Here is a 26,319-nt window from a genome sequence, read left to right on the forward strand (position 1 = left end):
CGTGCTGAGCAGGCAATTGATCGCAGCTCTTGCCGAGCGAGCTTGCGAGGTGGCGGTCCACGCGTGCTGACGATGCTTCGATCCAAAGGAGCCTGTCTGTTACCCGGAGGCCTTCACAGCACATCGGTGGGGCGAGGGGTGCGGCTGATCCGGTCGGTACCCGGCGCCTCGTACGCTTCGACGAACTTGGGCGGCATCTGCTCGGTAGTGCGGTGACCGCGGAGCTTGTGCCAGGCGACGGTCCAGGTGTTCTCCTTCTCTCCGGGCCTCGGCGGCGGGAAGACAGGGTTCGGCACGGTCACCGACTTCTTGTTGACACGCCGTACCCGCATCCACATGCCGCTGGAAAGCACCCAGTCGCCTTTGGCTACGACGTCTGGGCCCAGCGCAGGGGCTTTGCCGTCGGCCTGGAGCCGGTTGCAGACATTCTTCCAGTAGTCGATCTGCTCGGTGAGGGCGGCGATCCCGCGCTGTAGGCGGTCCGCGCGCTCGTCGCTGGGGTGGCGGATGCCCCATCGCTGGCGCGTCTGGCCGTGTTCGTCAGTCTCGGCGAGCCATCCTGGCTCGCCGTCGACCTCGCGTTGACGCCACCGCCGGTCGGCCTCCAGCTGCTCGATCCGGTTCCCGACGGTGACCGGGTTGTTCCGGGCGCCCATGTGGTGCGATGCGGTCTCGGCTCGGCGCGCCAGTTCGTCCGCGTGGGCGCCTTGTTCGATGGACTTGCCGAGGTTGTTCCAGGCCCGTTCGCGTCGGTTGCGGTCGGCCTTGTAGCTGTGGTGGTCGACCAGCATGGGCTGGCCCATGGGGATACTGTCGAACACGGCGTCGGCTTTGGCGCGTGTGGCCTTGGCCTTTTGCCGTCCGGCACGTTCTGTGAGTCGGTGGACGCGGCCGTTCATCCGGTCCTCGCGGTCCGTTTCCTGCTGCTCGACGCTGGGCATGGTGTCGTCGATATCGCGTTCGACGGTGTAGCCCGATTCGGTGAGAACGCGTGTGATCTCGTCGAGGGCGTACGGCTTGGGCGGACGGTGGCGGGAGGACCGCAAGAGCCAGGCCGTGGCGTGGCGGGACCAGGTCCACGACGGGTGGGCCTTGAGCGCCAGGTGTGCGGGGCTGTTTCGGGTGATGCCCTCGACGGTGGTGCCGGACTCGTAGTCGTGATGGATCGTCAGGGTACCCAGGGACATGGCGAACTGCCTCCTTCAGTGACGGTGCCTCTGCTTCTGGCTTTGCGCTACGGCCGGTCCGCTTCCGGGAAGGCGGCCAGGTACGCAGCGACTTGGGCGGCGCGGTCCGGGGCGACGGAGAAGGCGAAAGCGAGGCGTCCGCCGTGGCGCGGCACCGTCGCGGTACCGGCCAGCGGGCTGGCATAGCGCACGATCGCGTCCTGTGGGTCACAGCCGATCGCGGCGGGCCGGGGATGCTGGACGGTCGCGCCGAGCGGGTCGGAGATGGCGCGCGCGAGCCGGTCCCGCGCGGCTGCTTGATCCTCGAGCCGCTGTTTCAGCTCCCGGGATTCCGCGAGCGTCATCCGGTAGGCGGGAAGCAGCCGCCGAGCGGCCTCCGCAGCGACGGTCTCCGGTGTCTTGGTCGGTGAGACCGTGATCTCGTGCGATGGCACCGGGTTCCCGCGCAGATGCCGAACAGCGGCCAGCACGGCCGGAAGATCGGCGGACAGTCTTATCCGTGGCGTCTTCTCCGAATCGGAGTAGCACAGATGCACCTGTTCGCCGTCTGGGCCGATGAGGTAGCGGTCTCGCTGACCGTGGTAGCCCGATTCGACCGTCCACCGCCCGACGAGCGAGTCCGCCATCTTTGCCGCGAATGCCTGCATGTCCATGACTGTCTTTCTTTTCTTCCTGCGTCGGGTTGGCCGCGCCAATGGTCGGTTCAAGCGCGAAACAAGGGCCGTCCCGTGGCCACGGCACCCGCGCGACAACTGCCGCGCGGGCACCGAAGCGGCGACGGTCCTGTCAGACCGAGGCCAACACCTTGGCGAGCGTCGAGACGGTGTCCTGGTCGAGCGCGTCGGCCTTTCCGTCCACGGCACGGGACATGTTCCGTTCGGCCCGGGAAGCGTTGCGCACGATCGCTTCGTGATGGGTGTAAGTGTTGATCGCCTGCACCACTCCCCACGCGGTCCCGCGCCACGGGCTAACCCGGTCGTCGCTGTTCCACAAGCGGTTCAGCGCGGCCCGCTCGTTTGTCGCGGTGGTGCGGGCGCGGCCCTTGTCCTCGGGCAGCGGGGTGTGTGCGTCCAGGAACGCGCGCCATGCCTGGTCGGTCACGGTCGTTTCACACAAGGCTTTGACCTCGGCGGCGAATTCCTCGGCCACGGTGTGAACCATGGCTAGCGCGTCGCGAGCCTCCACGATGCGGAACTTGCCGTTCTTGGAATGCTTGACCTTGAACTGCTGGCCGTATTCGCGGAGACCGGCCGCCATGGTGTTGTCGCACACCACGTTCGTCACGGTCCGCTTGTAGGTGGTGGCCAAGCTGCCGTCGTGGCTCGTGCACGCGACCAGGTTCGGCCGGAACTCCACACCCTCCGGGGTGGTGATGTTCTCGGGGACTTCCACACTCACCCAGGCCTGTCGGCGGTCACGCAGCAGGCCGGCGGAGCCGATCGACAGACCGTCGTCAAGGAGCGTTCCGACCTTGTCCAACAACCATTCCTGGTACTGATGCACCGTGTAGCCGTCGGCGAAGATTCCGAGGACGTCGCCTGTGTCCGATGCGGTAATGGCCTGCTTGTTGGGCACGCGACGAAGGCCGAACTTGCCGGCGACGAGCACGGGTTCCGGTTCGGCGGTCCAGTGGAACAGGCGGCGCTGAACGTCGACTACCGGGATGGCATCGGGGTAATGGTTCGGCTCGTGTCCCTGTGCCGAGGCCCGGTAGTGCCAGGCGTGCCCGCGCTTGCTGGTGAAGCCGATCAGCACGTTGCTGTTGAGCCATTCGCTGGTTTCTTTGGACATGACGGAACCCGCCTTCGTACTCGGAGTTGTTACGGGAGACCGTTGTGCGGTCACGGCGACCGCGCATCATCACGCGCGGCACCGAAAGGGCACAAGGACTATTCGCCGCTTGCCACGGCAGCTATCAGGTAGCTACTTGGCATCCCACGAAAGGGAGAAATTGGACTGAACGATCGTCAGACGATGATGGAAAGCTCAGTTTGAGCCGGGTCTACGAACGGCTTGCGCCAGGCGGCCAGGATCGTTTTGGCTACGTGTTCTATGGCGTTCTCGTGTTGGCGGTTCGTCGCGGACGTTGCCGAATCACACGTCCATTCGTTTCCCTTGAACGAGTAGTAGAAGTCTCGAATCTCGTCATGCGTGTAGCCGAAGTCGTCAAGATCATCGCAACCGAACCAGTCGGCCAGCTCAGATCGAGTATCCGACTCAAGCCACGCGTCCCATGCCACCTCTTGCAACTCTCGTTCATATTCTTCCAACGTGCTTTCGTCGACTTCGCCGGCGTCGATCGACTGGGCATTTTGCACCAGGCTGGCCAGCCACTCGATACCCGTGTCGATGTCGTCGCCGTTCGTGGGGGAGCTCCCCGAGTTGCACCCACGCGGAGCCGTAGCCGTGCCGACCGTTTGTGGACGTCTGAACACCAGGGGTGTCCGTCAAGTAGCGGACGTTTGCCGCGTCACGTTCGGTACCGCCGTAGTCCGAGTAGTCAACCAGGGTCACGGTGATTGCGTAGTCGTCATCCGTTTCGGCTCCGTCCGACAACACCAACGCGTGGATCACGTCGGCAGTCAGGCCTCCCGCCTGGACCGGGTAGGCATATCCTGTCCGTTCCTCGGAGAGGCTCACCCGGTGACATTCCAACAATTCTTGCCAAAGTTCAACTGCTTTGGCGTATTGCTCAGGCGAGTACACGTGTTCACCTTTGTACGACATGACACTTTCCTTCCAGGAGTTCACATCGAAATACTCGAACATTTCGAATAGCAGCCATGACAGGGCCACAAGCACAGCTATTGCACATTCAGCGTACTTTGACCGCGTGTCGTCCGCGCAGCCCATTCACCAGACGTGCCTTACCCTTTGCAACGCCCAGCCTTCAAGAAGAGAAACGAAGCAGGCCACTTACAAGACGCCGCACCTCGCAGCCTCCCCGCCCAACCTGCGAGCGTCTTGATTACATGTCTAGGGTGACACCCTAGCTAGACACTTTCAAGCACTGCGGACCACCCGTTATCTCCCTGTTACATCTGCATTGACGACTTCACCAGCTGGCACAAGCGGATCGTCGATCGAAGCGCGCATTCCTGTACCAGGCGGACTATGACACGGAAACGTGCGAGCCAGCCGCCCCGAGTTGGCCGACAGCCGGCGCACGGCCGCAACACCTCCACGATCGAGACGCGCGGCCAACCAAACGCGTCGACGTCGGCAGTCCTGGCCACAAGGAGACCGCTTAGTGGCCCCACGCCATCCACTACGGACATTCATCTCCGTCACTGTCCATAGTGGAGCCTGATGCTCATAGCACGAGAGTGACGGCCGTCAGCACCGCGTCTTGTTGCGAGCTGCGTGCACGACCGTCGACAGCCGTAGGTCTCGACCACGAGAAGTCGACCATCACGCCCAAAAGTGACCACCGAATCCAAACAGACGGAAGCCGACCACCCACCCAACAGACTGTTCAGATGCCTGCTGGCACCGAAGTTGGGGGGCACAGAGGAAGGTGTGCCGACGTACCTGTGCTGCGACAAGCCCGTTCCCTGCCCTTCCGCTCTAGCAGGTCCTCGGAGAGGAAGGCGGAAAGGAAGCTGGAGAAGTAGGCGGACAAGCAGGTAGGGTCTCACCGCTGACGTCGTAACCTCACGACCGATGTCATACGGATGTCGTATACGGCATCGTGGCGAGAATCGTTCCCATACAAGATTGACCAGCCCCGGAGTCAGACCGTTCGAGTGCTGTCGTCGACACGGCTGCCGGCGTCGTAGCGCTGCCGCAATGCAACAGCCCTGGGGTCGCCGTACTGGTCGTAGATCGCCAAGGCATCCTGCCAGCATGCGTGGGCACGGGCAGTGTGGCCAGTGTGGTCTAGTGAGATGCCGAGGGTAGCTAGGATTTCAGCGGTGTTCAGGGGGTAGCGGTGGTGGGCTTCGACCTGGCAGGCCTGCTCACACAACGCAATCGCCTCCTGATGCTCGCCTAAACCCTGCCGGGCCTTGGCGAGCTGACCCAATGCAGCGGCTTCCCCATTGCGGACGCGGGCGCGCCGATACAGGGCAAGGCCGCGACGAGCATGCTGTAGCGCTTGTGCATAGTCACCCAGTTCGATGCAGACCCGACTGAGATTGCATTCAATCGCCGCTTCCAACCGTCCAGATTGAAAGCCAGGGGCCAACGGCAACGCCTCCTGAAGAGGCTCACGTGCTTGTTCATAACGTCCTTGATTTAAAAGGAGGATCCCCAAGGCATTGAGTACAACTGTTTCCAGCCCTAGATCACCGAGTTCGCGAGCCAGAGCCAAGGCGGCCTGGAGACTGTCACGGGAGTCGTGCCACTGGCGCGTCGCTCGTTGCACCTCGCCCAGACTAGATAAGAAGTGAGCTTCAGTAAGGCGGTCGTCGTGGCGCCGGGCCGCTACCAGCGCCCGTTGCTGGAGGATGAAGAGGTCGCCCCAACGTCCCTGCCGCCACAAAGGCGTCACTGCGGCGGCGGCGACGAGCTGGTTCAGCGCGGCGTGGTCATACTGGTCAGTACTGTGGGCGACGGTGATCAAGTTGTGTTCTTCGCAAGCGAACCACGCCCATGCTTGCTCCGCATCGACCAGGTCGATCTCAGGTCGAGTTCGGGTGGGGACGCTGAAAGCGGGATGCCAGTCGCGGAGCGCAGGCCACAGGATGTTGTTGGCTGCTTTGGCATGGTGGGCGTACCACTGCCAGATCCGCTTCCTGGTGACGTCTCGTTCTTCCGACGTGTCGTCGGTGGTGGCGCGGTCGTCGGCGTAGGTGCGTAACAGGTCGTGCAACCGGTATCGGCCGCGGCCGGCGTGTTCGACTAGGTGCGCGTCGACCAGCGTCTGCAGTACCCGTCGCGCCGGCTGCAGGGCCAGGTCGGTGGCTGCGGCAGCGACCTCCACACTGAACTCCGCTCCTGGATGCAACCCAAGCTGTCGAAACGCCTGCGCTTGCGGAGCAGTCAGTCGGTGGTAGGACCAGTCGAACACCGTCCGCAACGTGGCTCGATCGTCCCTGGACTGGCTTAGCACGTCCAACCTGTAGCGATCATCGGCCAACTCGGCGACCACGTCAGCGATTGTGGTGTAGGGGCCAGCAGCTTGGCTGGCGGCGATACGCAGTGCCAGCGGCCATCGCGCACAGTAGCGGACCAACGCCTGTAATGCGTCTGGTTCAGCCGCCGCCTGCTCCGGACCGACGATGCCGGTGACCAACTCGACGGCCTCAGCCTGGGTGAGCAGGTCGAGGCTGAGTCGGGTCGCAGCCTCGGTGATGACCAGCCCAGCCAGTCGATCCCGACTGGTCACGAGCACCATGCAGCCCGGGGCGCCGGGCAGCAGCGGCCGTACTTGGTCGGCGTGGTGGGCGTTGTCCAACAGGAGCAACGCTCGGCGACCGGCCAGTAGTGACCGGAAAGCTCCGGCTTGTGCCTCCACCCCGATCGGTATCCGCTCAGCGGGTAATCCCAGCGCGCGCAGGAACCCTTCCAAAACTTCACTTGGGCTGGCTGGGTCGCCAGGGCCGTAACCGCGCAAGTTCACGTACAGGGTGCCGTCCGGGAAGCGGTGCTGCACTCGGTGTGCCCACCACACTGCCAAGGCGGTCTTCCCGATTCCACCGGCGCCGTCAACTGCCGAGATCACCACGGACGCCGCGCTGGCATTCGAATTGAGGTCGACGTCGCTTCCCGGCGGTAGAAGTTCATCCAGCGCCGAGATCTGCTCGACGCGGCCTGTAAAGTCCCCTACCGCCAATGGCAACTGCCGCGGCACCCCATGGTCGACAGACATTGCGCCAGTCAGTGAGACGTGTTGGATGGAACCCGCCTGCACCACCGGGCCGTCCACCTCGCCACTGACGTTGTTGCGTACCTCGTTCGCTCGTTCCGCCATAATCCCTAAGTGTCGCACTGAATGCACGTCTTTCGGGACAGAACGGCCAGTTTCCGCGGTACCGGGTCCCCGTAGGTCGAAGGGCCGGGGTCTTGGCCTCGCCGAAGAGATCATCCACCAGCCTGAACCCATCATCCCGCCAAGCCAGGCCGCCATCCGGTGGCGTCCTAGGTGAGGTGTCCTGCTCGACGATGGCTACCCAGGCTTGTCGTGCCAGTCGGCCACCGTGGGATTTTGCAGCGAAGCTCGCCGGTTTCCGCTATTGGGTGTTTGTCGGTCGAAGCACCTTAGGCGACAAACGGCGGCTGTCACGGCGCGTCGACTTGCTTGGTGCAGAGAAGTAGCCAGCATTTCAAGGCGTGGCCCCTCGACACCGTCATCGCCGAGCTCACCCAGGGCGCCCCTACCGTTAGGCTATGGGATACGAAGCCGAGTTAGGTTGTGGGTTTGTTATCTGTCCGTGGCACAGATGGACAGTTCGCCGTCGACCTCCGCCGCAGTCGTTCTCCGCCGATGCCGGCGGCTGGGTCCGCCTCCGCGCATAACGGACCCCAGCCGCCTCACCTGTCAGGTTGCGTCGTACTCGTCGCCGGAGTTATTTTCGGGCTCGTTGTCAATTTCGGGTTCGTTGGAGTAGATCGTGGACTGCACCTTGACGGCCAGCTTTGAGACCTTCTCCCATTCGTGCTGCGACCCAAGGGGGTGAGCAACTCCTGCGTCCGGAGCATCACCTAGCTTCATGAGCAGCTTCAGAGCGTCATGGGCATCTGTGAGGTTGCCAAGAAGTTGGCGGCGCAGGTCTGCCATCTGATCAAGGACGGTCTTTTCCGCCGCGCCGCCGTGATTTTTACGCTCGCCCTCTTCTTGGGCAGCTCGTTTAGGGTCAGAAAGTCTAATTACTGCGTACTCGCTAAGACGACGGGGCGCACCCGCATTATCCCGAGCAATCCCATCCTCTTTGTCGGGATCGACATCGGTCATAATGTACCGATCGCCCACGCTCTGTTCATCTTTCTGATCGCTCTTTTTCAGCTGGTTTTCCGTAAAGGAGTTCAGGGCAACACGGTCGGCTTCGAATCGATTGGCTGCGTGCGCGAGCAGGAGTAATCCAGCGCTGTTGGTTGCCTTACTGAGTCCGTCAATAGCATCATTGACATCTGCGCGGAACGGAACGGTGGTGCCGACAGAAGATCCGACGTTACGAGTCAGCAGCTTGTCGGTAATTAGTGCTATGCCGCCAGCGACAGCAAGGGTGAGGCGTGCATCGACGTCTCCGGACTGTGCCGGTTCGACCAGGGTGGTGAAGTCGGAGCAGGGCACCGGTTGCCAGTCCAAGTCCATCACTTCTTTCGTGAGGACTCCGCCGTTAGCCCAGGCGTTGCGCGCCTGGCGTAGTGATTGCTTTTTCGTTAGTCGCCAGGGCTGATCGACGATCGGGGCAAGAATCTCCGAGTATGGATTGATGTGAAGCCGCTGCTTACCGGCGATCGCCTTGACGTGCTTCTTCATGACTGCGAAGACCTGCTTCCGGGTCAGGTAATGAACCAGAAATATCGCTCGCCACAAGGGCGTGTCCGGAATAGTGTCGTCGGCGAAGACTTCAGAGGTCTCCTCGGGTGGCGCCTGACCAACCGCTAGTCGGTAGACGTCAGCGACACCGATTCCAGTAATGTCCGCAACTCCATCTAGCATGGTGCGTTTGAGCGCGCGAGATCCGATCTCGGCGTTCTGTGCAGCCGAGTCCCACATGCCGAACTCGACATGGATGGAAGACAGAATGCTGCGGATGGCGTCGTCGAACACCTCGCTCGCCGGCAGCCCGGTGCCGCGATACAGCTCCAGTCCAACAGCGATCTGCGCCGGCAAGATAACCGTCTGCCCGATCCTGATGGCTTCTTCGGTCGGAGTCTCGCCGGTTAGCCCGGCGACAAAGGACGCCCGCAGCTTCTCAAGTTCGCCCTGTCGTCCTAGCCCCATACGTTGGGTGAGCGGCTTACTCGCGCCGCGACGGTCCCGCTTCTCTGCGAGAAGCACCTCAACAGCGCGGTCGGCGATCTCCTCAGGAGTTGCCTGTTCCCCGCAGAGTGCACCCCATGCGCTGACCACGCGAGTGATGCCGTCTCGAACGACCATCACATAGGTCGACTCAGATCCATCGGAGAACTCAAGTCGAGCGACATGAGCGACGACAGCCCTCGTGATACGGCGGGTGAGGATGGACTCGTCGTAGCGGTTGTTTGCGTTCCGCGTCGTGATGATCGTCTGACGCATGTAGTTTCGCAAATGGGCGCGATCCCGGAACCGATACACCAACATCGCCTGTGGGGTCTCATCCGTTGTCAGTTCACCCTCGACCTCAGGGTCGATCTCGACATTGGGTTCTTGCCCGGTACGGGGTTGCACGAGCAGGAACACGTCGGTAAGCCAGATACGGCCGTTCACCGAACGAAGGGTCGCCCCACCAACGTGCTCTTCGATGAGCGCGGAACCGCCAGCGTTAGGCTGATGGCGGAGTTGTGCCGTCAGTGCAGGAGGATGAACAACCGCGCGGGCAAGTGCATGCCAAGCATCGTCCGACAGTGCGCAGTACGGGTTGCTCTGGCCGTTCCGGATCAGCTTCGTACGTTCACCAGCGTCGGACACGGCGGGCAGCTCACGGCTGAAGTTGGAGACGGTGAGAGTGTCATCCCCAGAATGCAGTGTGATGGAATCCGATCGATCCTCGTCCCGTGTCTGAGTCAAGGTGGTGTGGCGAGGCCTGCTGGCCTGCGGTGATTGAAATTGAGCTTTAACAGACATTTTTGTCTGTCCTCCCGCGACCCTGGGTGCGATCCGGTAGTCACCGGGCCCTGCCCCTTGCTGGAGCGCGCAGTGCGCTCACCGGGGACGTGGGGATCACGAACGTCCACGCTGCGTCTCTCAGCAGGTCCGAGACTGCACCAACACCCGGTCACGTCACCCGGAGCGGCTCACATCGCCGTCCACGTGCGCACCCAGCGGCTCCTAGCGGAGCTCCGAAGCATTCTTCAGTCTGATGCCTCGACCTCCGCTGAGGGCGCGACGATGCCGAGCGTACAAGGTCGGTTACTCCAGAGAACCCGGTGGGCCTCGTTTGGCAAACATCGGCACGCCGTTGTCGGAGGAACGGCGTCGAGGTTCACGAGCAGATACCACCCCACGATCAGCTGGCTTTCCGGCTTGGCGTGCCGTCTCGTAGCTGTTGCAGGGCGGTCGCGAGGCTGAAGGTGTCGCGAGTGGGGCGTTCGCTCAGCTCGGATAGCACCGTGGTGAGGAGTCTCAGGGTGCGCGGGATGCTGTCGTACTGGTCGAGGCGGGCTTGAGTGCGCATGAGGTCGCGGTAGATCGCTTCGTTGTAGGGGTCGAGCTGCCGGGCTTGTTCCAGCAGGGCGAGAGAGTATTCGGGCGCGTCGCGGCGGGTTGCGCGGATCAGGGTGCTAAACGCATCGAGGACATCGCGGCGGAGCGCTTCGCGGGGTCCGTCGATCCAGTCGGCGGTGATGCCTTCGGCGAGGTCTCCGCGGTAGAGCGCGATCGCGGCGTTCAGCGCCTCGGTGGCCTTCGCCGGTGTGCTGGTTCGGCTGGCGGTGAGCGCGTCGTGCAGCTGCCAGAGATCGACGGTCACGAGCTGTTCGTTGAGGGCGTAGTGGCCGTCCTGGGTGGTGATGATGTCGAGGGCGTCGTTCTCGGTGGCGCGGCGGAGGCTCCGTCGAAGCTGGGACAGGGTTGCGTGGAAGGTGTTGTAGGGGCGATCGGCCGGTGCGTCCGGCCAGAGCGCGGCGCTGAGGGTTTCGCGGCGGCAGCCTTCACGGTGCAATGCCAGGTAGACGAGGATCTCCCGTTGTCGCGGCGCGAGCGCTTTGACAAGGTCGTACGGTTCGGGGCCGATGCGGTTCAGACGGAAACGGCCGACTACCTGCAACCGCAGCAACCGAGCCGGGGATCGATCCGCGGTGCAGGTCTCGACCGGCCTAATGTCCCGTTGCGTAGTTGGCGGAGCCGCTTCAGGCTCGTGTTCGGGACCGGCTTTACTGAATTCGTAGTCGGAGGTGGTCGCGGCCACGCTATCGACGCAAGCGGAGCGCTGTGACGGTTCGGCGCGGTCGGGCTCGGCGGCGTGGAGCAGTGCGAGCAGGTCGCGGGCGTCGGCGTCTGGGAGCGTGAAGAGCCGCGCGCCGGCGAGGTTGCCGGTGAGTGCCGGGGAAGCCGTGTCGACGATGCCGTCACCGGTCACGCGCAGGGTACCGCCGGGACGCCATGGGCCGAGGAGCAATCCTGCAAGGCCGAGGTGGGCTCCGGTCTCGAGGATGGTGTGCAGGCGCCGGTCGGCGTCCGCGCTGGGCGCGGCCACGATGAGAAAGGGCCCGGGGCGGCTCGACGGGCGAGGTGTCTGGGTATCCGGGTCATTCCCGGCGAGGCTCTGGCCGTGCGTGCGGGCGAGCAGTTCGGCTTCTAGGGCGTCGAGAGCCGCGGGCAGGGCGTCGACGATTCTCAGCCGTTGCGGTATGTGGTCCGGGAGGGTGTCCCCGAACAGGGAGCGGGCGACTGGGCGTGGGATGACGATCGTGGTGTCGAGGCCGTCGCTGGCGGCTTGCGCGAGCAGGGTGACGATCAGGGCCAGCGCGGAGGAGCGGGCGCCGGGCCCGACGAGCCCGAGGCCTTGTGCCTGGGCGAGGTCGAGCGCGATGGTGTGTCCGTCCCGGATGCCGACCGTGGTCCCGGGTGTCGTCGGGTGTGCGGCGCGGACTACGGCCTTAGCTCGGTCGCGGGTGTCCAGCTCGGCCTGCCGGGTGTGGCGGGAGTTCGTCGGTTCGGTCGCCGGAGTCTTCTCGTCGGCCGGAGGTTGCGTGGCGACGTCGTGAGCGATGCGCAGAGCGCGCACGACCGGCAATCCCGTGGGATCGCCGTCGGTTCGGTCACCAGGCCGGTACCAGCGGCGACGTCGCATTCGGACCGTGACCGTCGCCAAGGTGATCAGAGCGGCCAGTCCGAGGCCGACGAACGCCCCGCCTGGCAGCGACACACTGCCGTCTCCGGAAACTGCTGGCTTCTGCTGTTCGTTCCCGGGTGTGGGCGGGAGCGTTTGGCCGGTTGAGGGTGGATCGTCCGGGAGTTCGGATGCAGGCACGCTCGGCGGTGGTTCCTGGGTTTCTGCCGGTGGTGCGGTTGGCGCGATGACGGGTAGGGCGAGCGTCCAGCCGGGGAGGAGCTGGTCGGGGTGGCGGAGGGCACGGCCATCGGGCTGGGGCCGCCCTGCGTTGAGGTCAAAGAGCACGCGCCAGGCGTCCGGGTCGCCGAGGTGGCACTCGGCGATGCCGGAGAGTGTGTCCGCAGGCTGCACGGTGACGGTCCGTCCGGTCTGCGAGGTGGTGGCGTGGCGCTGGGGAAGATCGGCGGCGTCTAGCGGGAGCAGCAGGGTCCAGGCGGGTTCGAGGTCGTCCGGGTTGCCGGCGAGCAGGCCGGGGTTGAGCCGCACGATCTCGTGGTAACGCCTGCCGTCGCCGAGATGGCGTTCGGCGAGGTCCCACAGGGTGTCGCCGTGCACAACCGTGTACGGGATCGTGCCGTGCGTGGTTGTCGTCGCCGTGCCCGCGGCGGAATCGCGGGTCGCGCTGGCCGGGTTCGGATGAGGCCGTGGTGGCGCGGTGGCCGCGGTCGGCGTGGCGGGGAGTCCGGACGCTGCCGCGGTGCCTGCGGAGGTGGCGATCAGGACGGCGGCGACGAGCCCGGCGATCCACCGGCCGGTCGGGATTCGCCGCAGCGGGCCGCGGGCGGCTCGGCCGGTCTGGCGGATCACTTCGACGATCACGGATACGGTGAGTGCCAGCCAGCCCGTCCATGCCACGGCGACGATCAGCCAGATCACCAGGTCGCCGGTGATCCACGCCCAGCGCAGCGTGGCCCAGATCTGCTCGGGCCACTGGGTGATCTGTACCGGGTCTGGCCAGCGCTCGGGAATCAGACGGGCGGGATCGGCGCCAAGGGCCAGGAGCCCGCTTGGGATGCCGGCGACGAACGCGAGCAGAGCCAGCGCGGCGAGCGTGCCGCGGGCGCGCTGTACCGCCGGGGTCATGGGAGGCCGCCGTCGCGGGTGCCGACGCCGAGTTCGGCCACCGCGGTACCGGTGGCCTGGACGGCACGGCCGAGCAGTCCGATGGGCGCGGGCTCGGTGACCGTGACCGTCACCCGGACCGTGCGGGTACTGGTAATGCTGACTTGGCCGGGGTGCCCGGTACGGGCGAGGTAGTCGCCCGCGGTGCGGGCGGCCGTGGCGGTGTCGATGCCGACCTGCGGGCTGCGGGTGTCCACGGCCGTGTTGGCGGCGCGGGCGGCTTCGGCGGCCAGGGCGTCGGCGCGGGCGATGGTCCGCAGCCGGGCGGAGCCGTCGACGACCAAGGCGAGCACGAACAGCAACGCGGGCACCAGGACCGCGATCATCACGCTGAGCGACCCGGCATCCCGTGGCCGTGCCACGGTGATCATGGCCGTCCCCGGTACGGATCGGCAGGGCTGGTGAACGAACTGGTGATCAGGCGAGTACCGCCAGGGACGGGGAGGGCGAGGTCGCTGAGCGCGACACGGCACGTCACGCTAGCCCTTACCAAGCCGGCGCGGCCGACGGCGATCTGGCTGGCGTCGACCGACACACTGGTTTCCTGGCAGGTAATGCCCTCACGTCCAAGACGATCACGAGCCACAGCCGCTCCGGCCTGCTGCGCCGAGTGAGGGCTGCGGGCGATCGACGCGGCCCGTGCAGCCGCTGTGGCGGCGTTGTCGACGGCTTGCTCCGCGGAGCTGACACGGGCACCCGCGATGATCAGCAGCCCCACGATGATCACGGCGGGCACGAGCACCGCGGCTTCGACGCTGACGGAACCCGTATCTGTCCACAACCGACCGAGACGAAGCGCACGTGCTTGGCGAGTCACGAGCCGCCCCCGGTCAACGACGTCGTGAAGCGCTCCTTGACCGCTCGCGCGGTCACTTCTACCCCGATATCAAGCCCGGGGATCGGCAGCAGCCGGACCGTCGTGCCGGACACCGCGACCTGGACAGTGTCAGCGGTCATGGTGGCACGAACCTCGGGTGAGGTCAGGACACCGCGGCCTGCGCGGTCGGCGAACGACCGCGCGGCGGCGGCCGCGACGGGTTGCGTGGCACCGACAGGACGTCCGGCGTCCACACCGGCCTGTGCAGCCTGAGCGACCACGGAATGCGCGTGCCACCACAAGCCGCCTTGCACCACAGCGAGAATCAGCAGCAACACCAACGGAAACAGCACGGCCAAGCCGACGGACTCCGCTCCCCTGTCGTCGTGAAGCCGCGCCCGGACGAATACTCGACACGGTGTCCATAGTGGCCGGTCGTCGCGGCGGAGAGGGAATGTTGATGTTGTCACGGCGCTACCGCCGGGAGAGGAACGGTGCCGCCGCGCGCGGGTGGAATGTCCTGCGCGGCGACGTTGGTGTGCGCTGGCTGGTGTGAAGAGGCCGGCTTCCGAGCCTGGGTGGTCTTCGCAGGATTCGTTCCGGCGGACTTCTTCCGCTTGGCGCGTCCGGGTTTGGCGTTGTTGAGCCAGCGGGCGAGCTCGGTTGCAGGGACGTCGGTAAAGGCGGCCAGCTCGTCGATCTCGATCACGTCGCCGGACTCGGCCAGCACCTCACCCAGCTCGCGTTCTATGTCGCCGAGTTGCTCGGCCAGCTCGGCGTGGCGATCTGCCAAGTCACCGACGCGCCGCGCCGCGGCAGACCTCCTCTCACTCCGGGCAGTGTCTGCTACTTCGACACGTCGTTCGATCTCCTCAACGGTCGGCATCGTGTGGTCTCCTTTGCAGTTAAGGGCTTCCTGGCACATACAGGTTCACTTGATCTGGCCTTGGTAGGTCTGGACAGCGGCACGGATGGCGAAGCCAAGCCCGATGGCCACGGCGAGGCCGATCGCGACGAGGACCGCCTTTTCCACGGACTCGGATCCGCGGTCTCCCGATGCACGCGCCCGCGTCCACTGGTCTTCTGCAGTGACGACGAAACTGAGCACCCACGCGGTGAGGAACAGCCCGAGCCGGGCGCCGCGTCGCCGGACTGTGGTCGCGCAGCGCTTGAGATCGTTAAACATGAGTCTCGTTCTCCTTTCCCGAGGAAGTCGTTGGCCTATAAGGCTTGCCGGTTGACTTCGCGTTCACGGCTGCCTCTTCATGATTAGGCGTGTTGCTGATTCGCCCGACCGGGAGACGACCTGCGCCGGGCCACTCGGACGGAGGTTGCTCCCACGGGAATGCCCCGGAATGCGTGATATCCCGTGCCGCGGTGACGTGAGCGAACACGTATCGCGGCAACGCGTCGGAGTCCTGCGACAACCTGGTGAGGTGCTCTTGCCCCGGGATCGTGGCCAGGGTGTGACTGACGCGCGCAGCGAGATCGCGTCGCCGGAGTTTCTGCTCCCATGCACGACAGAGCACGACGCACCCCCGCACATGCTGCGCTACCTCCCGCAGGCTCGTATCGATGTCGTCGACCGCTCGCCGCGTCGCGGTGACCAAGTCATCCGTCGTGTCGAGCTCGGCAGCGACCTCCTGAGCAAGAGCGCGGGCCTCGCGGCTACGGTCGAGGCAGCACAAAGTCCGCCACACAACTGTGTGGATCTCACGCGGCAATGCGGGATCGAGCCAGGCGAGAGCCGGACTCCGGTGCAGCGTCTGCACCCCCGTCAGCAACTCGGCGACCAGTTCACGGGAACCTGCACCCAGGTCATCGAAATCGCGACGCCGGTAGAACTCTCCCCACCGAAGCCGAAGCCGCGGTACGCCTTCATACTCGAAGGAGGTCTCACTGGGTGGGCGACCAAGGAGACGAAAGACACCCAGCACCACGATCAAGGTCACCAAGCCGATGCCGAACTTCTCGCCGAATCCGTGACCGCCGCAGGACATCTGAATGGCCAGCCCCGCAGCGAAGAGTCCTTTGAGGATGGTCGTCGGGCGAACGAGGCTGAGGACTTGCCTGCGCCGCCACTGCCGCGGGGTCATCGCAGGATTGAGCAGCACAGTGGCGTAGCCGTCAGGGAGCATGCAGTCGAGTACCGGCGGTACCGTTGCAGGTGCTTCATGGTTGTGCATCAGGCTTCTCCTTCAGCCGGGGCCGATTTCTGTCTCTGGAAAGGAAAGCGGAGGTGGCGACCGGGAGCGTCGCACGTTCTGCCTAGCCCCCTCCTGCGACCAACCTGATCATGGCGGGGTACATGACCAGGAGCAGGAACGCGACCAGCAGCAGTGCGACGGGGAGCGCGAGGCGTTGGGAGCGGGCGTTGGCGTCGGTTTTGTCGGCGGCCAGCGCGGCGGCGCGCAGGGCGCTCGATTTGGCGATCAGGGTGGTGTAGATGGCGGCGCCGTCGGCCGCGGTGGCGAGGATGTCGGCCAGGTCGCTGAGTTCGACGACTCCCATACGTTTTCCCAGCCGGGATAAGGCTTCCCACGGGGTATGACCGGCCTGTGTCGCGCGGCCGAGGGTGCGGCTGATCCGGGCGAACACCCACGAGTCTCCGACTGCTGCGGCCTCCCCCAGTGCCTGGCTGGGGGCTCGGCCGGTGGCGCGTTCCTGCGCGACGAGGTCGAGGTAGGCGGCGGTGGCGCGACGGAATTCCTCCCGCGCACGGGCGGCGTCTTCCTGCACGGCCAGGACCGGCACCGCCGATCCGGCCGCCGCGCCGGCGATCACGGCCAGCACCACCACCGGGGCGGAAAGGCCGATGCCGCCGAACCAGCTAAGCCCGGCCACCACGAACACAGTTCCGGCAGCGCCAGCAGCCCAGGTCAGGCGGCGGACAAGGTAGCGATCGGCGGACTGATCGAGGACGTCGAGGTCGGCGGCAGGGATGCCCCACCAGCGGTTCGACGACCGTCCAGAGACCCCTGCCAGACGTTCGAACCGGGTCGACCAGCGGCTGCGTGGCGGCGCTCCGTCACCACGGCGGGCGGCACGGTCGTCCAGTTCGGCGACCGCGGCGGCCACGTTGACCGGTGCCGGGCGCAGCAGCGCCAGGAGCACGCAGACCAACGCCAACCCGCCCAGTGCGCCCAACAGCGCAGCGGTGATCCCGGGGTTCATCGCGGCACCTCCGCCACAGTGCGCCCCGGTTTCGGTGTCCCGGGAGGGATCCTCGAGACGGCGCCAAGCAGGCGAGCGGGGCGGCGCGTTCGGGTCAGCAGGTGCATCCACCACCCGGCAGCGCCCAGCAGACCGCCGACCCCGGCCATCACGAACTGGCCGAGCAGGTCGTTGAACGGGGTAAGGAACTCGTGCGCGAAGACCACCAGGCCGGTGAGCAGGAGCGCGGTGATACCGAGGATGGCGCGGACATCGGTACGTGGCTTGGCGCGGTCGGCTTCGATGTCGCGGCGGGCGACGACCTCGCGTTCCAGGGCGGTGGCCTTACTGTCGAGAATGTCGACCAGTCCGCGTCCGCCCGCGCGGGCGCGCAGGATCAGCGTGAGCACGACTTCGTCGGCGGCTTCGTCGCCCACGTCCTCGGCGAAGCCGCGGAGCGCGGTCTCCAGGCCACGTGTTCGCAGCCGAACCGCGAGGGTTTCGATCTCGCTGCTTAGTGCTTCGGGTGCGGTGCGGGCGGAGGTGGCGATCGCTTGCTCCAGTCCGCCGGCACCGGAGGCCAGGACATCGGCGAGACGCCGGACCCAGCTGGCGAGGGCGTCCAACCTCGCGATCACGCGGCGGGCGTCGTGTCCGCGGGCAAGGATCGGCACCGTCAGCGACGCGGCGACGGTAAGGATGATGGCGACCGGCCAGCCAGTGCCCCACCACACGACCCCGCCCGCGGCGACCGCGACGACGACCCGCCGCTTCGGTACCCGTCCCACGAACGTCCTCCAGCCCGCACTACACGTCCTGACCGATGTCGTCGACCGCGCAGCGGATGGGCGGAAGGCCGCGACGGCGCATACGATCGCCGCCACCGCGGCGACGCCGAGCAGGCCCGCCCATACGCCCGTCATCGCCTGCCTCCGCCCGGCAGACCGTCGGTAGGCCAGGTGTCGGCACCGGCGGCGTCGAACCTGTGCCTCGCCAGGCGTTCCAGCAGGTCATAGCTCGGCGGATAGGCTGGGACGGCGCGGCCGTCTTCCGGGCGTGGGGCGAAGATCCTGGTGGTGTCCGGGCGGCCGGAATCGCCGACCGGGCCGACCTCGATGATCTCGGTGACGAACCGCTCCCGGCGCCGCCCACTAGGTGTGTCGTGGTCGGCGCGGGCGACGTGCACGACGAGGTCAATCGCCGAGGCAGTCCACTGGTGAGCCGCCTCGATCGCCAGCGGTGGATCGGCGAGCTGCCCCAGCGCGCCGATCCGGTCGAACACCGCCGTAGCGCTCGTGGCGTGCAAGGTACACATGCCACCGGTGGCGCCGTTCCCGAGAGCACGCAGCATCGCGGTGACTTCCCCGGCCCGGACTTCCCCGACGATCACCCTGCTCGGCGAGTGCCGCAGCGTCTGCTTCAGCAGGTCGTCCAAGGAGATCTCCCCGATCCCCTCCGAGTTCGCCGGGCGGGCCTCCAAGGGTGTGACCAAGGGACGGGCGCCGATGTGCAACCCGAGTTCGTACTCCTCCTCGACCGTGACAACGTGCTCGTAGTCCGGGATTTCCGTGCACAACGCGCGCAGCAACGTCGTCTTGCCCGCGGCCGGGCCACCGGACACGATCACGTTGCAGCCCGCCCGCACCGCCGACCGCAGGAAAGCGCTGAGTAGCGGATCGAGCGTGCCGTTCGCCACGAGATCGGCCAGGCCGACGTCGACCAGGCGGTGGCGGCGGATCGCCACTCGCGGCCGGTCGGAGACCTCCATCACCGCGGCCACCCGCGCCCCCAACGGGCCACCAGCGCCGATCCGCAAGTTTCCCAGCGGACGCCCGGCGTTGAACTCCCGGGAAGTCTGGCCCTGGCGAGCGAACATCGCCGCCAACATCTCCACCAGATCGGCGTCGGTGTCGGCCACCGGGTGCGGCCACTGCTCGACCGTGCCGTCCGCCAGCTCCAGCAGGATCCGGTCACAGCCGTGCACGTGAATGTTCTCGACATCATCGCGCTCCAACAGCTCCTCCAGCACACCCAACCCGGACAACGCCGCCACGACAGCCCGGGTTAGTCGGCGTTCTTCGGCAACAGGCAGCGGCGCGTGTCCGGCAGTCGCGCGGCGTTGCACCCAGCCGGCGACCTCGTCGGCTACATAGGCACGCATCCGTGCCTGTTGTTCCTCGCTCGTCAGCGGCACGTCCACATAGGACTCGCCTGCCGCGACGCGTTCCAGCCGGGCAGCGACCGCTTCCCGGATCTCCCGGACGGCCTCGGGGTCGATCCGCCCGGTCTGCACACTGTCCTGCGGTGGTGTCCGCGGTATCGCTGTTGCGGGTCCCGCCGAGTCGCTGCGCGGTGGCGGTAACGTCACGGGATACGGCGGCGTCGCCGGATCATCTGGAGGGCGGAACCCGTTGCGCGGCAACGTCATCGTGCGCCTCCGGAAAGCAGGCGGAAGGGTACGGCAGTGGCCGGGATGCGCGGTTCGCTCGGCGTGTAGGCGTGGTAGGTGCCGTGCAGGCGCCGCGCGGCGCGGCGTGCTGTGCGCAGCAGTGGCGACCGGTGGGGAGGCGTTCCTCCGTCGATGCCGTCGGAGAACACCGCCGCCGTCCGCGCGGCCATCGGGACTTCCACCGCGGCTTCCCGTCCCAGCGCCACGCGGACTTCGCGGGTGCCCGCGGGCGTTGTCGCGCAGACGGCCAGCCCCAGCCGTTGCGGCAGAATCCGCTCGGCGAGCTCGGCCAGGACAGGGCGCGCGGCCAGCACATGCCGCTGCGTCGGGCGCACCGCGACCAGCACGAGATCCGCCGCGAGCAGCACCGGCCACGGCGTCGCCGAGCTGAAACGGCCCAGGTCGACCAGTGCATCAGCCGGATGCCCGGCCACGGTCTTGAACGCGGCCAACGCCACGGTCAGGCGGGTCCATCCGGCCGTGCCGACCGCGGTGTGCTGGCCCGGCGTGCTCAGCCCGGCCAGCAGGCCGACATGCCGCGCCGGAGGCACCGCCTGCACATGCTCGATCAGCGACGCCGGGTCTCCGGACGTCGAGTGCCGAGTCGCGATGAAATGCGACAACACACCGACATCAGTACGGAGAAACCCGTTCACCACCCAATGCCCCAGCCAGCCCAGCGCCAAATCACCCCCGGCAGGGTCACAGTCGGCCAGCAGCACCGGCGCCGGCCACGCCGCCGCCAACGCGGCCAGCGACGTGGTTCCGCCGGGCGATCCCTTCCCCGACACGATCGCGATCATCGCCATCTCTTCTCACCAAATCCCTTCGACAGCCGGTCTCTTTTCACGCGCCCGGTCCGAGCTGGACCAGGACGACCTGCCCGGCGGAGGCACTGGTCGCGGCATGCGCTGCGTCAGCGCCGACGACGACATCGACCGTCACCGCGCCGGTGGAATCCGGCGGGCCGACGCCGAGCACCCGCGCACGAAACGGACCGGACGTGCTCGCCGGGGACTGCCCAACGTCCGGCCCGCTCCCGGCCGCGACCGGGTTAATCTGCACCAGATCCCCCGCCGACAAGCCACGAGCGGGCAGGTGACCCGGCCGTACCATCAGCCCCACCAGCCGCTCCCCAGGCCCCGGAATCGGCTGCGCGGATAGCTGTCCAGGCGCCAGCACCGTCCCGGCGGGCAGGATCGACCGCGCGACCTGCCCCACGACCCTGGCTTTGTCACCAACCGGGATGAAGGCCAGCGGCTGGTCCGGCGCTGCCTTGACCACACCGAGATCGTCCTCGCCGATCGTCTGCCCCCAGCTCACCTCACGGGCAAGCACGAGGACATCGACACGGTCGTCCTGCCCCGCGATCAACGCGTAGTTGCCGAACGCGACGACCGCGGCCAGCACCACCGCAACCCCCAGCAGCCACCAGCGCCGTCGCCGCGGCACCCGCGGCGCCTCGCCGTCCTCGGGCTGTTCGGCGAAACCCGAGTCACCGCCGTGCGCTTTCGGTGGCCGCGAAAAAGACAAAGCGGTACCCATAGCGGTATTCCTCCACAATTCCGAATTACGGCTTCGGTGCGCCTAAGAATGCGCTAATCGCACCTTTTGACAGAGTGTGGTGTTAGTTCGTGCGCAAGGCCTGCACTTCGGCGACGGCGAACGTCGCTCTCGCCCGGGACTGCATCAGCGGGAAATCGCCGCCGACAGAGCCGGTACCGTCCGAGCCGATCCAGGTCACCGACCACTGGATCGCCCACTCCGCGTTGGTCTGGTCGTTCGGCTGCCCGACCGAACTGCGGGTGTACACGAAACCGCAATCAGGGCTGGCGGCATGTAGCCCATGGGACCGGTCATACGGTGTTCCCGGCCCCGAGCAGGACGTCGCCCCGCCGGATCCCGAGTTGAACGTCATCCCCGTCGGCATCGCGGTCACTTCGGCCCACACCGGCCCGGCCTGCACCCGCTCGACCGCCGGTTTCCACACGCTGCGATCCGTCCAGATCCAGGTGTTCTCCCCGACGATCGTGGCAGCCCGGCCATCGGGCAACCGCACGTCCGGAGAATGCCGGGGCACCGGCAACGGTAACCGCAGCTGCTCGAACGCGCGCGCGGCAAGCTCCGCCGGCGTCGGCAACGGCGGAGCCGCCGGACCACCTGAAGCCGCGAGTTCGTCGACAGGCAACGAAGGAAGGCAGCGGATCCCGAACGCACTGCCGCCCGGCCGACCTACGCCGGGTGAGCCCCCAACACCGAAACCGCCGAGCGAACAGCCGGCAGGAAGCCCGTCCGACGGCTCCAGTGCTCCGTTGCCAATTGCCGCCCGCCGATCCTGACCCGAGGACTTCCTTCCCTGTCCGCCTGGCCGGACAGGAGCCTGCCCCCGCTGCCGCAGCGCCTCCATGTCGACCGTCGGAGGAGCGACCAATCCCGACGAGTCCCCCGGCACCACGATGACCTGACCATCATCGGCAGTCGGTGGCACCGCGGCGTGCGCCTGGGGCGTGACGAGGACGACCGCTCCTCCGATCAGGCAGACGAGACCGATCGAAGTAGCCCGCATGCTGGGTGGCCGGAACATCAGCATGTCCCGCCGGGGAACGCGACCTTGGCGACTCGCCACCGACCGTCCGTGCTGTCCCGCTTGAGGTCGGCGCTCACCGGGTTCCTCGGCACCCCGACAGTTTTCGGATCACCGGTCGCCGCATCCGCCTGTCCCGTGCGCGACGCGTCCTGGCAATCACTCACGATGGCGGACGCGCCGTCGATCCGAACGGACTGAATCCGCGCGGTGACTTCGCCGTAGACCTTGATTCCCGCTTGCTTCTGACTACGCATCGCGTTCAGCGTCGTGGTGAGCTGGGGATCGACCGCCACCGCCGCCATCGCGGCACGCCACGTCTCCTCCGGCTCGTCGTCGGTCCGAAGTGTCCGCGACCAGAACGCGGAGTAAGCCGATTCGACCGCTGCCCGTTCATCCTGGTCTGAAGAACTCGCCGACTGTGGTGGCGCGGATGGCGCGGACAGATTCGGTGACGACGGCGAAACCTGCCCCGTGTCCGCACTGCAGCTCACTATCAGCAGCACCACTGCCGATCCGGCCAGGACAGCCGCCAGCGCCCGCCGAGTACTGACTTTGTTCATGATTCCTCTCCAATGCTGACTCCGGTCCGTGCCCAACCACGCCGTCCCGCGCTCAACGATCTGTCTATGCCACGACGACGCTCGCCAACGCTCCGCCGAGCAGTGACGGGCCGGCAGCGAAAGTGGCATGTTTGCTCTTGGACGACACCGCGACCACGAGGGCGATCACCGCGGTAAGTCCGCTGGCGAATAGCAGGCCGCGAAGTAAGCCGTCCCACCCGAACCAACCGAGGAACAACGCGAGTGCGCCGTACAGCGCCGTATCGCCTCCTCCGGTGTGGTTCGGCGCGCAGATCTGAACCAGAGACACGAGACCGTAAATGACCACGGCAGCCACGCAGGCGAAGCCGAACCTCGACCAGGCCCTGTCCATGAGTGCGATGGCGAAGAAAAGAATGGCGCAACCGCCCGCCAGCGCGGTCACCATTGGAAACGGAAGCCGTCGGCATCGGAGATCCGTGAGCGCGAGACCAATTCCCAACGCGCAGGCCCAGCACCACACCGGCCAGCTCGGCGTCGCGCCCAGTCGAAGCCAGCCGATCCAGCTCGCCGCCACCGTCGCGGCTGACATAGTGGCCGCGACCGCGACCTGTGCCCACAGTCCAGTCACCAGCGCCGTGCCCGTCGTGCGCTTCGCGGCCGCGAGCAGTGCAGGGCCCGCAACAAGGCTTCCCGTGCCCACCGCGACCACCATGGCCGAAACCACTGAAACCTCCCAACCGAACAGGACAGCGAAGTCGGTAGTCACTTCGTTCCAGCACCGTGTCCTCCCACGTTCTCACTGCTTATGCCGGCGTTCACGGCACCGGCCCCAGGGCCTACCGGAGCGAGGACGTCCCTGTGAGGGCGATGCTGATGAACGGCGGCCAACTGAATGAGCGAGCCCGAAAACGCGTTGGTCCCGCTGGCTTGCCACACCCAGTCGGCCGACCGTGCTCCTCTTGCGTCACCAGGCAGTCCATTTCCTGGCTGAGATCAACACGTACACCCACGGGCCCGACTGAGTGCAAGGTAAGTACCCGGGTGAGTGTGGGCTCAGTGGGCCACCTTTCACCCGTTTGGGGCAGGCGACCGACCGAACCGAAGTTTCCCCCATGACGCGCCGCCGGATCGTGTTAGCTGAGGGCATGGGTGGGGAGAACGTCTCGTATCAGCAAAGGGTGAACGACGCCGTCTCGATTCTCCGCGGGCAGTGGACGATCTCCGTCCTCGCCGCGCTCGCGCTGGGGGAACTGCCGTACAAGGAACTGTTGACGGCGGTCAACACAGCCGAGCATCGTCCCGGTGGGCGTGCCCCGCTGTCAGATCGCGTATTCACCGACACGTTGAAGCGAGCGCAGGGACATAGCTTGATCGATAAACGCACAGACCCGCAGCGCTCCGGCGTCTCTGTCTACGAGCTGACGCCCAAGGGCCGAGCCCTCCTTCGGGCAGTTCGTCCGCTCGTCGAGTGGGCTCAGGAACACGAGGATCAGGACGACCACGACGCCGTCCGGGTCGACTGACGTCAGCGGTGTTCAGCCTGTGGAACCCGCGGCGATACCGGTGCGCCCTTGACCACGCAAACGCGATCGCGCCCCGACTGTTTGGCGGCGAACATCGCGTTGTCCGCGGCGAGAAGTAACTCTTCGAGGTCCTGTCCAACGCCGGGATACTGTGCGGCGCCGATCGACACACTGACTCGAAGGTCAGCTAGCTGCTCGTCTTCTTCGCCGAAGCGGAGCGCTCGAACGGCCGCGCAGATCCGCTCGGCAACGCTGACGGCGTCGTCGACCGCCGCGTCCGGCAGGAGAACAACGAACTCTTCACCGCCGAAGCGTCCAGTCAGGTCGTACGCGCGGACCTGACGCCGCACGGTGTCAGCAACGGTTTGGAGCACCCGGTCGCCGACAAGGTGGCCATGGGTGTCGTTGATGCGTTTGAAGTTGTCGAGGTCGAGCATCAGGACCGCTACGGACGTTCGGTAGCGCTTGGCTTTGCCGAACGCACGTTCAGAGAGGCTTCGCCAACTGGTCGCGTTGAGGAGGCCGGTCTTCCGATCCGTGGTCGCTGCTTGCTCGAGGTGCTTGACGAGGACGCTGCGGTGCAGCACGTAGACGGTGGGCAATACGAACGCGATCAGCCATGGCCGCCAGATCATCAACGCCGCGGTCAGAACGCCGATGCACAGTGTGACGATTTCCAAGGCGTTGTCGCTCCAGCTGCCCAGCAGCCGCGCGCAAGATCGTTCGCCGTCCTCGAGCGCGATCACCGCCCCGACGAGCACGGAGTTCATCGTCCAGAATGTCGCGATGACCAGCACCGGCCCGATCAGGTCCTGGGGCCGGACGATGTCCAGGATCTGGCCATGCGGAACCGCGTGAACGACGATCCACGCCGCATAGACCGACAAGATCATCACACTGGCGTTGAACACCGCTCGGTAGATCGGGACGCCGGAAGTCCAGCGCCACGTCCTCCACCACAAATGCAGGTACAGGAGGACAACTGTCGCCGCGCCCAGAGCCGGACCGGCCAACATGGTCACGGCCAAGATCGAAACCGAGCTCATGTTGACGTGCGGCGTATCCGAAAGCTGCCTGCGAATGCGTTCGATGTACCGCGTCGCTTCCGCGACGACCAGCCCCGCGCCGAGCAGTACCGCGAACCCGATCCACCCTGTCAAGGTCACCGAACTGGTCACGGCCATCACGACCGTCGTGACAGTCGCAGCTGTCACGACGCCAACGACGAAGGCGACTACACGAGGCCGCAAGGCGAAGAGTCTCCCCCTTGTCGCTCTTCGGTTGCGCCTGAATACGCTGCGCGTCCGGCCGCTCGTCCTGTGATCCTCACCCTTCATACTGGCTGCGCTTGCGTCCCCGGACGGTCCAGCCGCGGTTGGCGTTGCTCCCGCCTCCGCCGCCGAGCCGTCCGTGCAGTCCGTTTCCTGGGAGGAGGTGCTCGTCGTGGCCGGAAAGGAATGGTGAGGTGAATCCGCAACGCGTTCGGACCGGTTCCCGCGCCTTCGCCGGGAGCCGGTCCAGTTCCAGATACCGAGTAGCACCAACGCCAGGACAGCAGCGATCAGCCCGGCACCCGCGACCGCACGGAACGAGCCGATCGATTCAGCAGCAAGCCCGCCGAGAACCACGGCGACACCCTGCGAGCAGTACATACAGGTGGCCATCCGGCCCATCACCCGACCGAGGTGCCGGTCAGGAACGATCCCGACGACCATCGTCTGCGTCTGGATGAGGAATGCGGTGGAAAGGGCGCCGGAGAGTCCCCAGAGCGCTACAGATATCGGCAGCCCGGGACCGAGACCGCAGACCACGAGGACGAGTCCGGCCGCAACCGCGAGCACGAGAGCGGCGAGCGGTGAAGTCGGAATCCGTATGCGAGTCGTGAGCCAAGCCCCGATCGCGCTTCCAGCAGGATCGGCCGCTAGGGCCTGTATCGAAGTCTTCTTCAGCAGGTTGAGCTGGTGTGGGCGTGTCGGTGATGGAAAGTAGGGAGGTCTCCGGTAGTTGGTTCGTCGAC

At 66.2% G+C, this 26,319-nt stretch carries 23 protein-coding genes; 1 reads left to right on the plus strand and 22 read right to left on the minus strand.

The features are described 5' to 3' along the window. Positions 1-113: 113 nt before the first annotated feature. From ACZ3HL_RS42385 to ACZ3HL_RS42485, 21 genes are all read right to left on the minus strand, one after another. Entirely contained in the window at positions 114-1,187 is a 1,074-nt protein-coding gene (locus ACZ3HL_RS42385) for a DUF3560 domain-containing protein (RefSeq protein ID WP_465537475.1), read from the minus strand. A gap of 47 nt (positions 1,188-1,234) precedes the next feature. After that, positions 1,235-1,840, minus strand: a complete 606-nt coding sequence (locus tag ACZ3HL_RS42390) for a hypothetical protein (protein ID WP_465537477.1) — start codon at positions 1,838-1,840, stop codon at positions 1,235-1,237. Between the two features lie 133 nt (positions 1,841-1,973). Beyond that, positions 1,974-3,032 carry a DUF932 domain-containing protein gene (locus tag ACZ3HL_RS42395; protein WP_465537478.1) on the minus strand — a complete coding sequence of 353 codons (1,059 nt, stop codon included), beginning with the start codon at positions 3,030-3,032 and terminating at the stop codon, positions 1,974-1,976. 122 nt (positions 3,033-3,154) lie between these two features. Then, a complete protein-coding gene (locus ACZ3HL_RS42400; RefSeq protein ID WP_465537479.1) occupies positions 3,155-3,622 on the minus strand; it encodes a hypothetical protein in 468 nt (155 codons plus the stop codon). A 1,298-nt stretch (positions 3,623-4,920) separates the two neighbouring features. Next, entirely contained in the window at positions 4,921-7,101 is a 2,181-nt protein-coding gene (locus ACZ3HL_RS42405; protein ID WP_465537480.1) for an ATP-binding protein, read from the minus strand. A 567-nt stretch (positions 7,102-7,668) separates the two neighbouring features. Then, positions 7,669-9,900, minus strand: coding sequence for a hypothetical protein (locus ACZ3HL_RS42410; protein ID WP_465537482.1), 2,232 nt, complete (start codon positions 9,898-9,900; stop codon positions 7,669-7,671). 382 nt (positions 9,901-10,282) lie between these two features. Continuing rightward, complete coding sequence (locus ACZ3HL_RS42415; protein WP_465537484.1) at positions 10,283-13,192, minus strand: BTAD domain-containing putative transcriptional regulator; 2,910 nt, start codon at positions 13,190-13,192, stop codon at positions 10,283-10,285. Next, positions 13,189-13,602 (minus strand): hypothetical protein, encoded by a 414-nt coding sequence (locus ACZ3HL_RS42420; protein ID WP_465537486.1) that lies wholly within the window; start codon positions 13,600-13,602, stop codon positions 13,189-13,191. Before ACZ3HL_RS42420 ends, ACZ3HL_RS42415 begins: the two co-directional genes overlap by 4 nt. Further along, positions 13,599-14,048: a TadE/TadG family type IV pilus assembly protein gene (locus ACZ3HL_RS42425; protein ID WP_465537487.1), complete on the minus strand. Its 450-nt coding sequence runs from the start codon at positions 14,046-14,048 to the stop codon at positions 13,599-13,601. Before ACZ3HL_RS42425 ends, ACZ3HL_RS42420 begins: the two co-directional genes overlap by 4 nt. Beyond that, positions 14,045-14,407 carry a TadE/TadG family type IV pilus assembly protein gene (locus ACZ3HL_RS42430; RefSeq protein ID WP_465537488.1) on the minus strand — a complete coding sequence of 121 codons (363 nt, stop codon included), beginning with the start codon at positions 14,405-14,407 and terminating at the stop codon, positions 14,045-14,047. The genes ACZ3HL_RS42425 and ACZ3HL_RS42430 overlap by 4 nt, the downstream gene beginning before the upstream one ends. A 107-nt stretch (positions 14,408-14,514) precedes the next feature. After that, positions 14,515-14,934: a hypothetical protein gene (locus ACZ3HL_RS42435; RefSeq protein ID WP_465537490.1), complete on the minus strand. Its 420-nt coding sequence runs from the start codon at positions 14,932-14,934 to the stop codon at positions 14,515-14,517. A gap of 45 nt (positions 14,935-14,979) precedes the next feature. Continuing rightward, positions 14,980-15,234, minus strand: a complete 255-nt coding sequence (locus tag ACZ3HL_RS42440) for a hypothetical protein (protein WP_465537495.1) — start codon at positions 15,232-15,234, stop codon at positions 14,980-14,982. Further along, a complete protein-coding gene (locus ACZ3HL_RS42445) occupies positions 15,227-16,234 on the minus strand; it encodes a hypothetical protein (protein ID WP_465537496.1) in 1,008 nt (335 codons plus the stop codon). Before ACZ3HL_RS42445 ends, ACZ3HL_RS42440 begins: the two co-directional genes overlap by 8 nt. A gap of 82 nt (positions 16,235-16,316) precedes the next feature. Then, positions 16,317-17,222, minus strand: coding sequence for a type II secretion system F family protein (locus ACZ3HL_RS42450; protein ID WP_465537497.1), 906 nt, complete (start codon positions 17,220-17,222; stop codon positions 16,317-16,319). Then, complete coding sequence (locus ACZ3HL_RS42455) at positions 17,219-17,989, minus strand: type II secretion system F family protein (RefSeq protein ID WP_465537498.1); 771 nt, start codon at positions 17,987-17,989, stop codon at positions 17,219-17,221. The genes ACZ3HL_RS42450 and ACZ3HL_RS42455 overlap by 4 nt, the downstream gene beginning before the upstream one ends. A 131-nt stretch (positions 17,990-18,120) precedes the next feature. Continuing rightward, the gene (locus ACZ3HL_RS42460; RefSeq protein ID WP_465537500.1) at positions 18,121-19,629 is read right to left on the minus strand and encodes a CpaF family protein; all 1,509 of its coding nucleotides are present in this window, start codon (positions 19,627-19,629) and stop codon (positions 18,121-18,123) included. Continuing rightward, positions 19,626-20,453, minus strand: coding sequence for a hypothetical protein (locus ACZ3HL_RS42465; RefSeq protein WP_465537502.1), 828 nt, complete (start codon positions 20,451-20,453; stop codon positions 19,626-19,628). Before ACZ3HL_RS42465 ends, ACZ3HL_RS42460 begins: the two co-directional genes overlap by 4 nt. Positions 20,454-20,496: 43 nt before the next feature. After that, on the minus strand, positions 20,497-21,195 hold the full coding sequence (locus ACZ3HL_RS42470; protein WP_465537504.1) for an SAF domain-containing protein: 699 nt from the start codon (positions 21,193-21,195) through the stop codon (positions 20,497-20,499). 82 nt (positions 21,196-21,277) lie between these two features. Further along, on the minus strand, positions 21,278-21,838 hold the full coding sequence (locus ACZ3HL_RS42475; protein ID WP_465537505.1) for a hypothetical protein: 561 nt from the start codon (positions 21,836-21,838) through the stop codon (positions 21,278-21,280). A 395-nt stretch (positions 21,839-22,233) separates the two neighbouring features. Beyond that, complete coding sequence (locus ACZ3HL_RS42480) at positions 22,234-22,539, minus strand: hypothetical protein (RefSeq protein ID WP_465537507.1); 306 nt, start codon at positions 22,537-22,539, stop codon at positions 22,234-22,236. 322 nt (positions 22,540-22,861) lie between these two features. Then, the gene (locus tag ACZ3HL_RS42485) at positions 22,862-23,545 is read right to left on the minus strand and encodes an A24 family peptidase (protein ID WP_465537509.1); all 684 of its coding nucleotides are present in this window, start codon (positions 23,543-23,545) and stop codon (positions 22,862-22,864) included. Between the two features lie 346 nt (positions 23,546-23,891). Here ACZ3HL_RS42485 and ACZ3HL_RS42490 point away from each other — a divergent pair, with 346 nt between their 5' ends. Continuing rightward, on the plus strand, positions 23,892-24,302 hold the full coding sequence (locus ACZ3HL_RS42490; RefSeq protein WP_465537511.1) for a winged helix-turn-helix transcriptional regulator: 411 nt from the start codon (positions 23,892-23,894) through the stop codon (positions 24,300-24,302). Positions 24,303-24,304: 2 nt separating this feature from the next. Here ACZ3HL_RS42490 and ACZ3HL_RS42495 read toward each other — a convergent pair. Beyond that, on the minus strand, positions 24,305-26,319 hold a 2,015-nt coding region (locus ACZ3HL_RS42495), incomplete at its 5' end, for an MFS transporter (protein WP_465537512.1).

The sequence above is a fragment of the Amycolatopsis sp. NPDC000009 genome (assembly GCF_055563465.1).

Bases quoted from the DNA above. Each gene is read 5' to 3' on its own strand.
- ACZ3HL_RS42385 (WP_465537475.1), bottom strand. From the start codon at position 1,187: ATGTCCCTGGGTACCCTGACGATCCATCACGACTACGAGTCCGGCACC.
- ACZ3HL_RS42390 (WP_465537477.1), bottom strand. From the start codon at position 1,840: ATGGACATGCAGGCATTCGCGGCAAAGATGGCGGACTCGCTCGTCGGG.
- ACZ3HL_RS42405 (WP_465537480.1), bottom strand. From the start codon at position 7,101: ATGGCGGAACGAGCGAACGAGGTACGCAACAACGTCAGTGGCGAGGTG.
- ACZ3HL_RS42410 (WP_465537482.1), bottom strand. From the start codon at position 9,900: ATGTCTGTTAAAGCTCAATTTCAATCACCGCAGGCCAGCAGGCCTCGC.
- ACZ3HL_RS42415 (WP_465537484.1), bottom strand. From the start codon at position 13,192: ATGACCCCGGCGGTACAGCGCGCCCGCGGCACGCTCGCCGCGCTGGCT.
- ACZ3HL_RS42420 (WP_465537486.1), bottom strand. From the start codon at position 13,602: ATGATCACCGTGGCACGGCCACGGGATGCCGGGTCGCTCAGCGTGATG.
- ACZ3HL_RS42435 (WP_465537490.1), bottom strand. From the start codon at position 14,934: ATGCCGACCGTTGAGGAGATCGAACGACGTGTCGAAGTAGCAGACACT.
- ACZ3HL_RS42440 (WP_465537495.1), bottom strand. From the start codon at position 15,234: ATGTTTAACGATCTCAAGCGCTGCGCGACCACAGTCCGGCGACGCGGC.
- ACZ3HL_RS42445 (WP_465537496.1), bottom strand. From the start codon at position 16,234: ATGCACAACCATGAAGCACCTGCAACGGTACCGCCGGTACTCGACTGC.
- ACZ3HL_RS42450 (WP_465537497.1), bottom strand. From the start codon at position 17,222: ATGAACCCCGGGATCACCGCTGCGCTGTTGGGCGCACTGGGCGGGTTG.
- ACZ3HL_RS42460 (WP_465537500.1), bottom strand. From the start codon at position 19,629: ATGACGTTGCCGCGCAACGGGTTCCGCCCTCCAGATGATCCGGCGACG.
- ACZ3HL_RS42465 (WP_465537502.1), bottom strand. From the start codon at position 20,453: ATGATCGCGATCGTGTCGGGGAAGGGATCGCCCGGCGGAACCACGTCG.
- ACZ3HL_RS42470 (WP_465537504.1), bottom strand. From the start codon at position 21,195: ATGGGTACCGCTTTGTCTTTTTCGCGGCCACCGAAAGCGCACGGCGGT.
- ACZ3HL_RS42480 (WP_465537507.1), bottom strand. From the start codon at position 22,539: ATGGCGGCGGTGGCGGTCGATCCCCAGCTCACCACGACGCTGAACGCG.
- ACZ3HL_RS42490 (WP_465537511.1), top strand. From the start codon at position 23,892: ATGACGCGCCGCCGGATCGTGTTAGCTGAGGGCATGGGTGGGGAGAAC.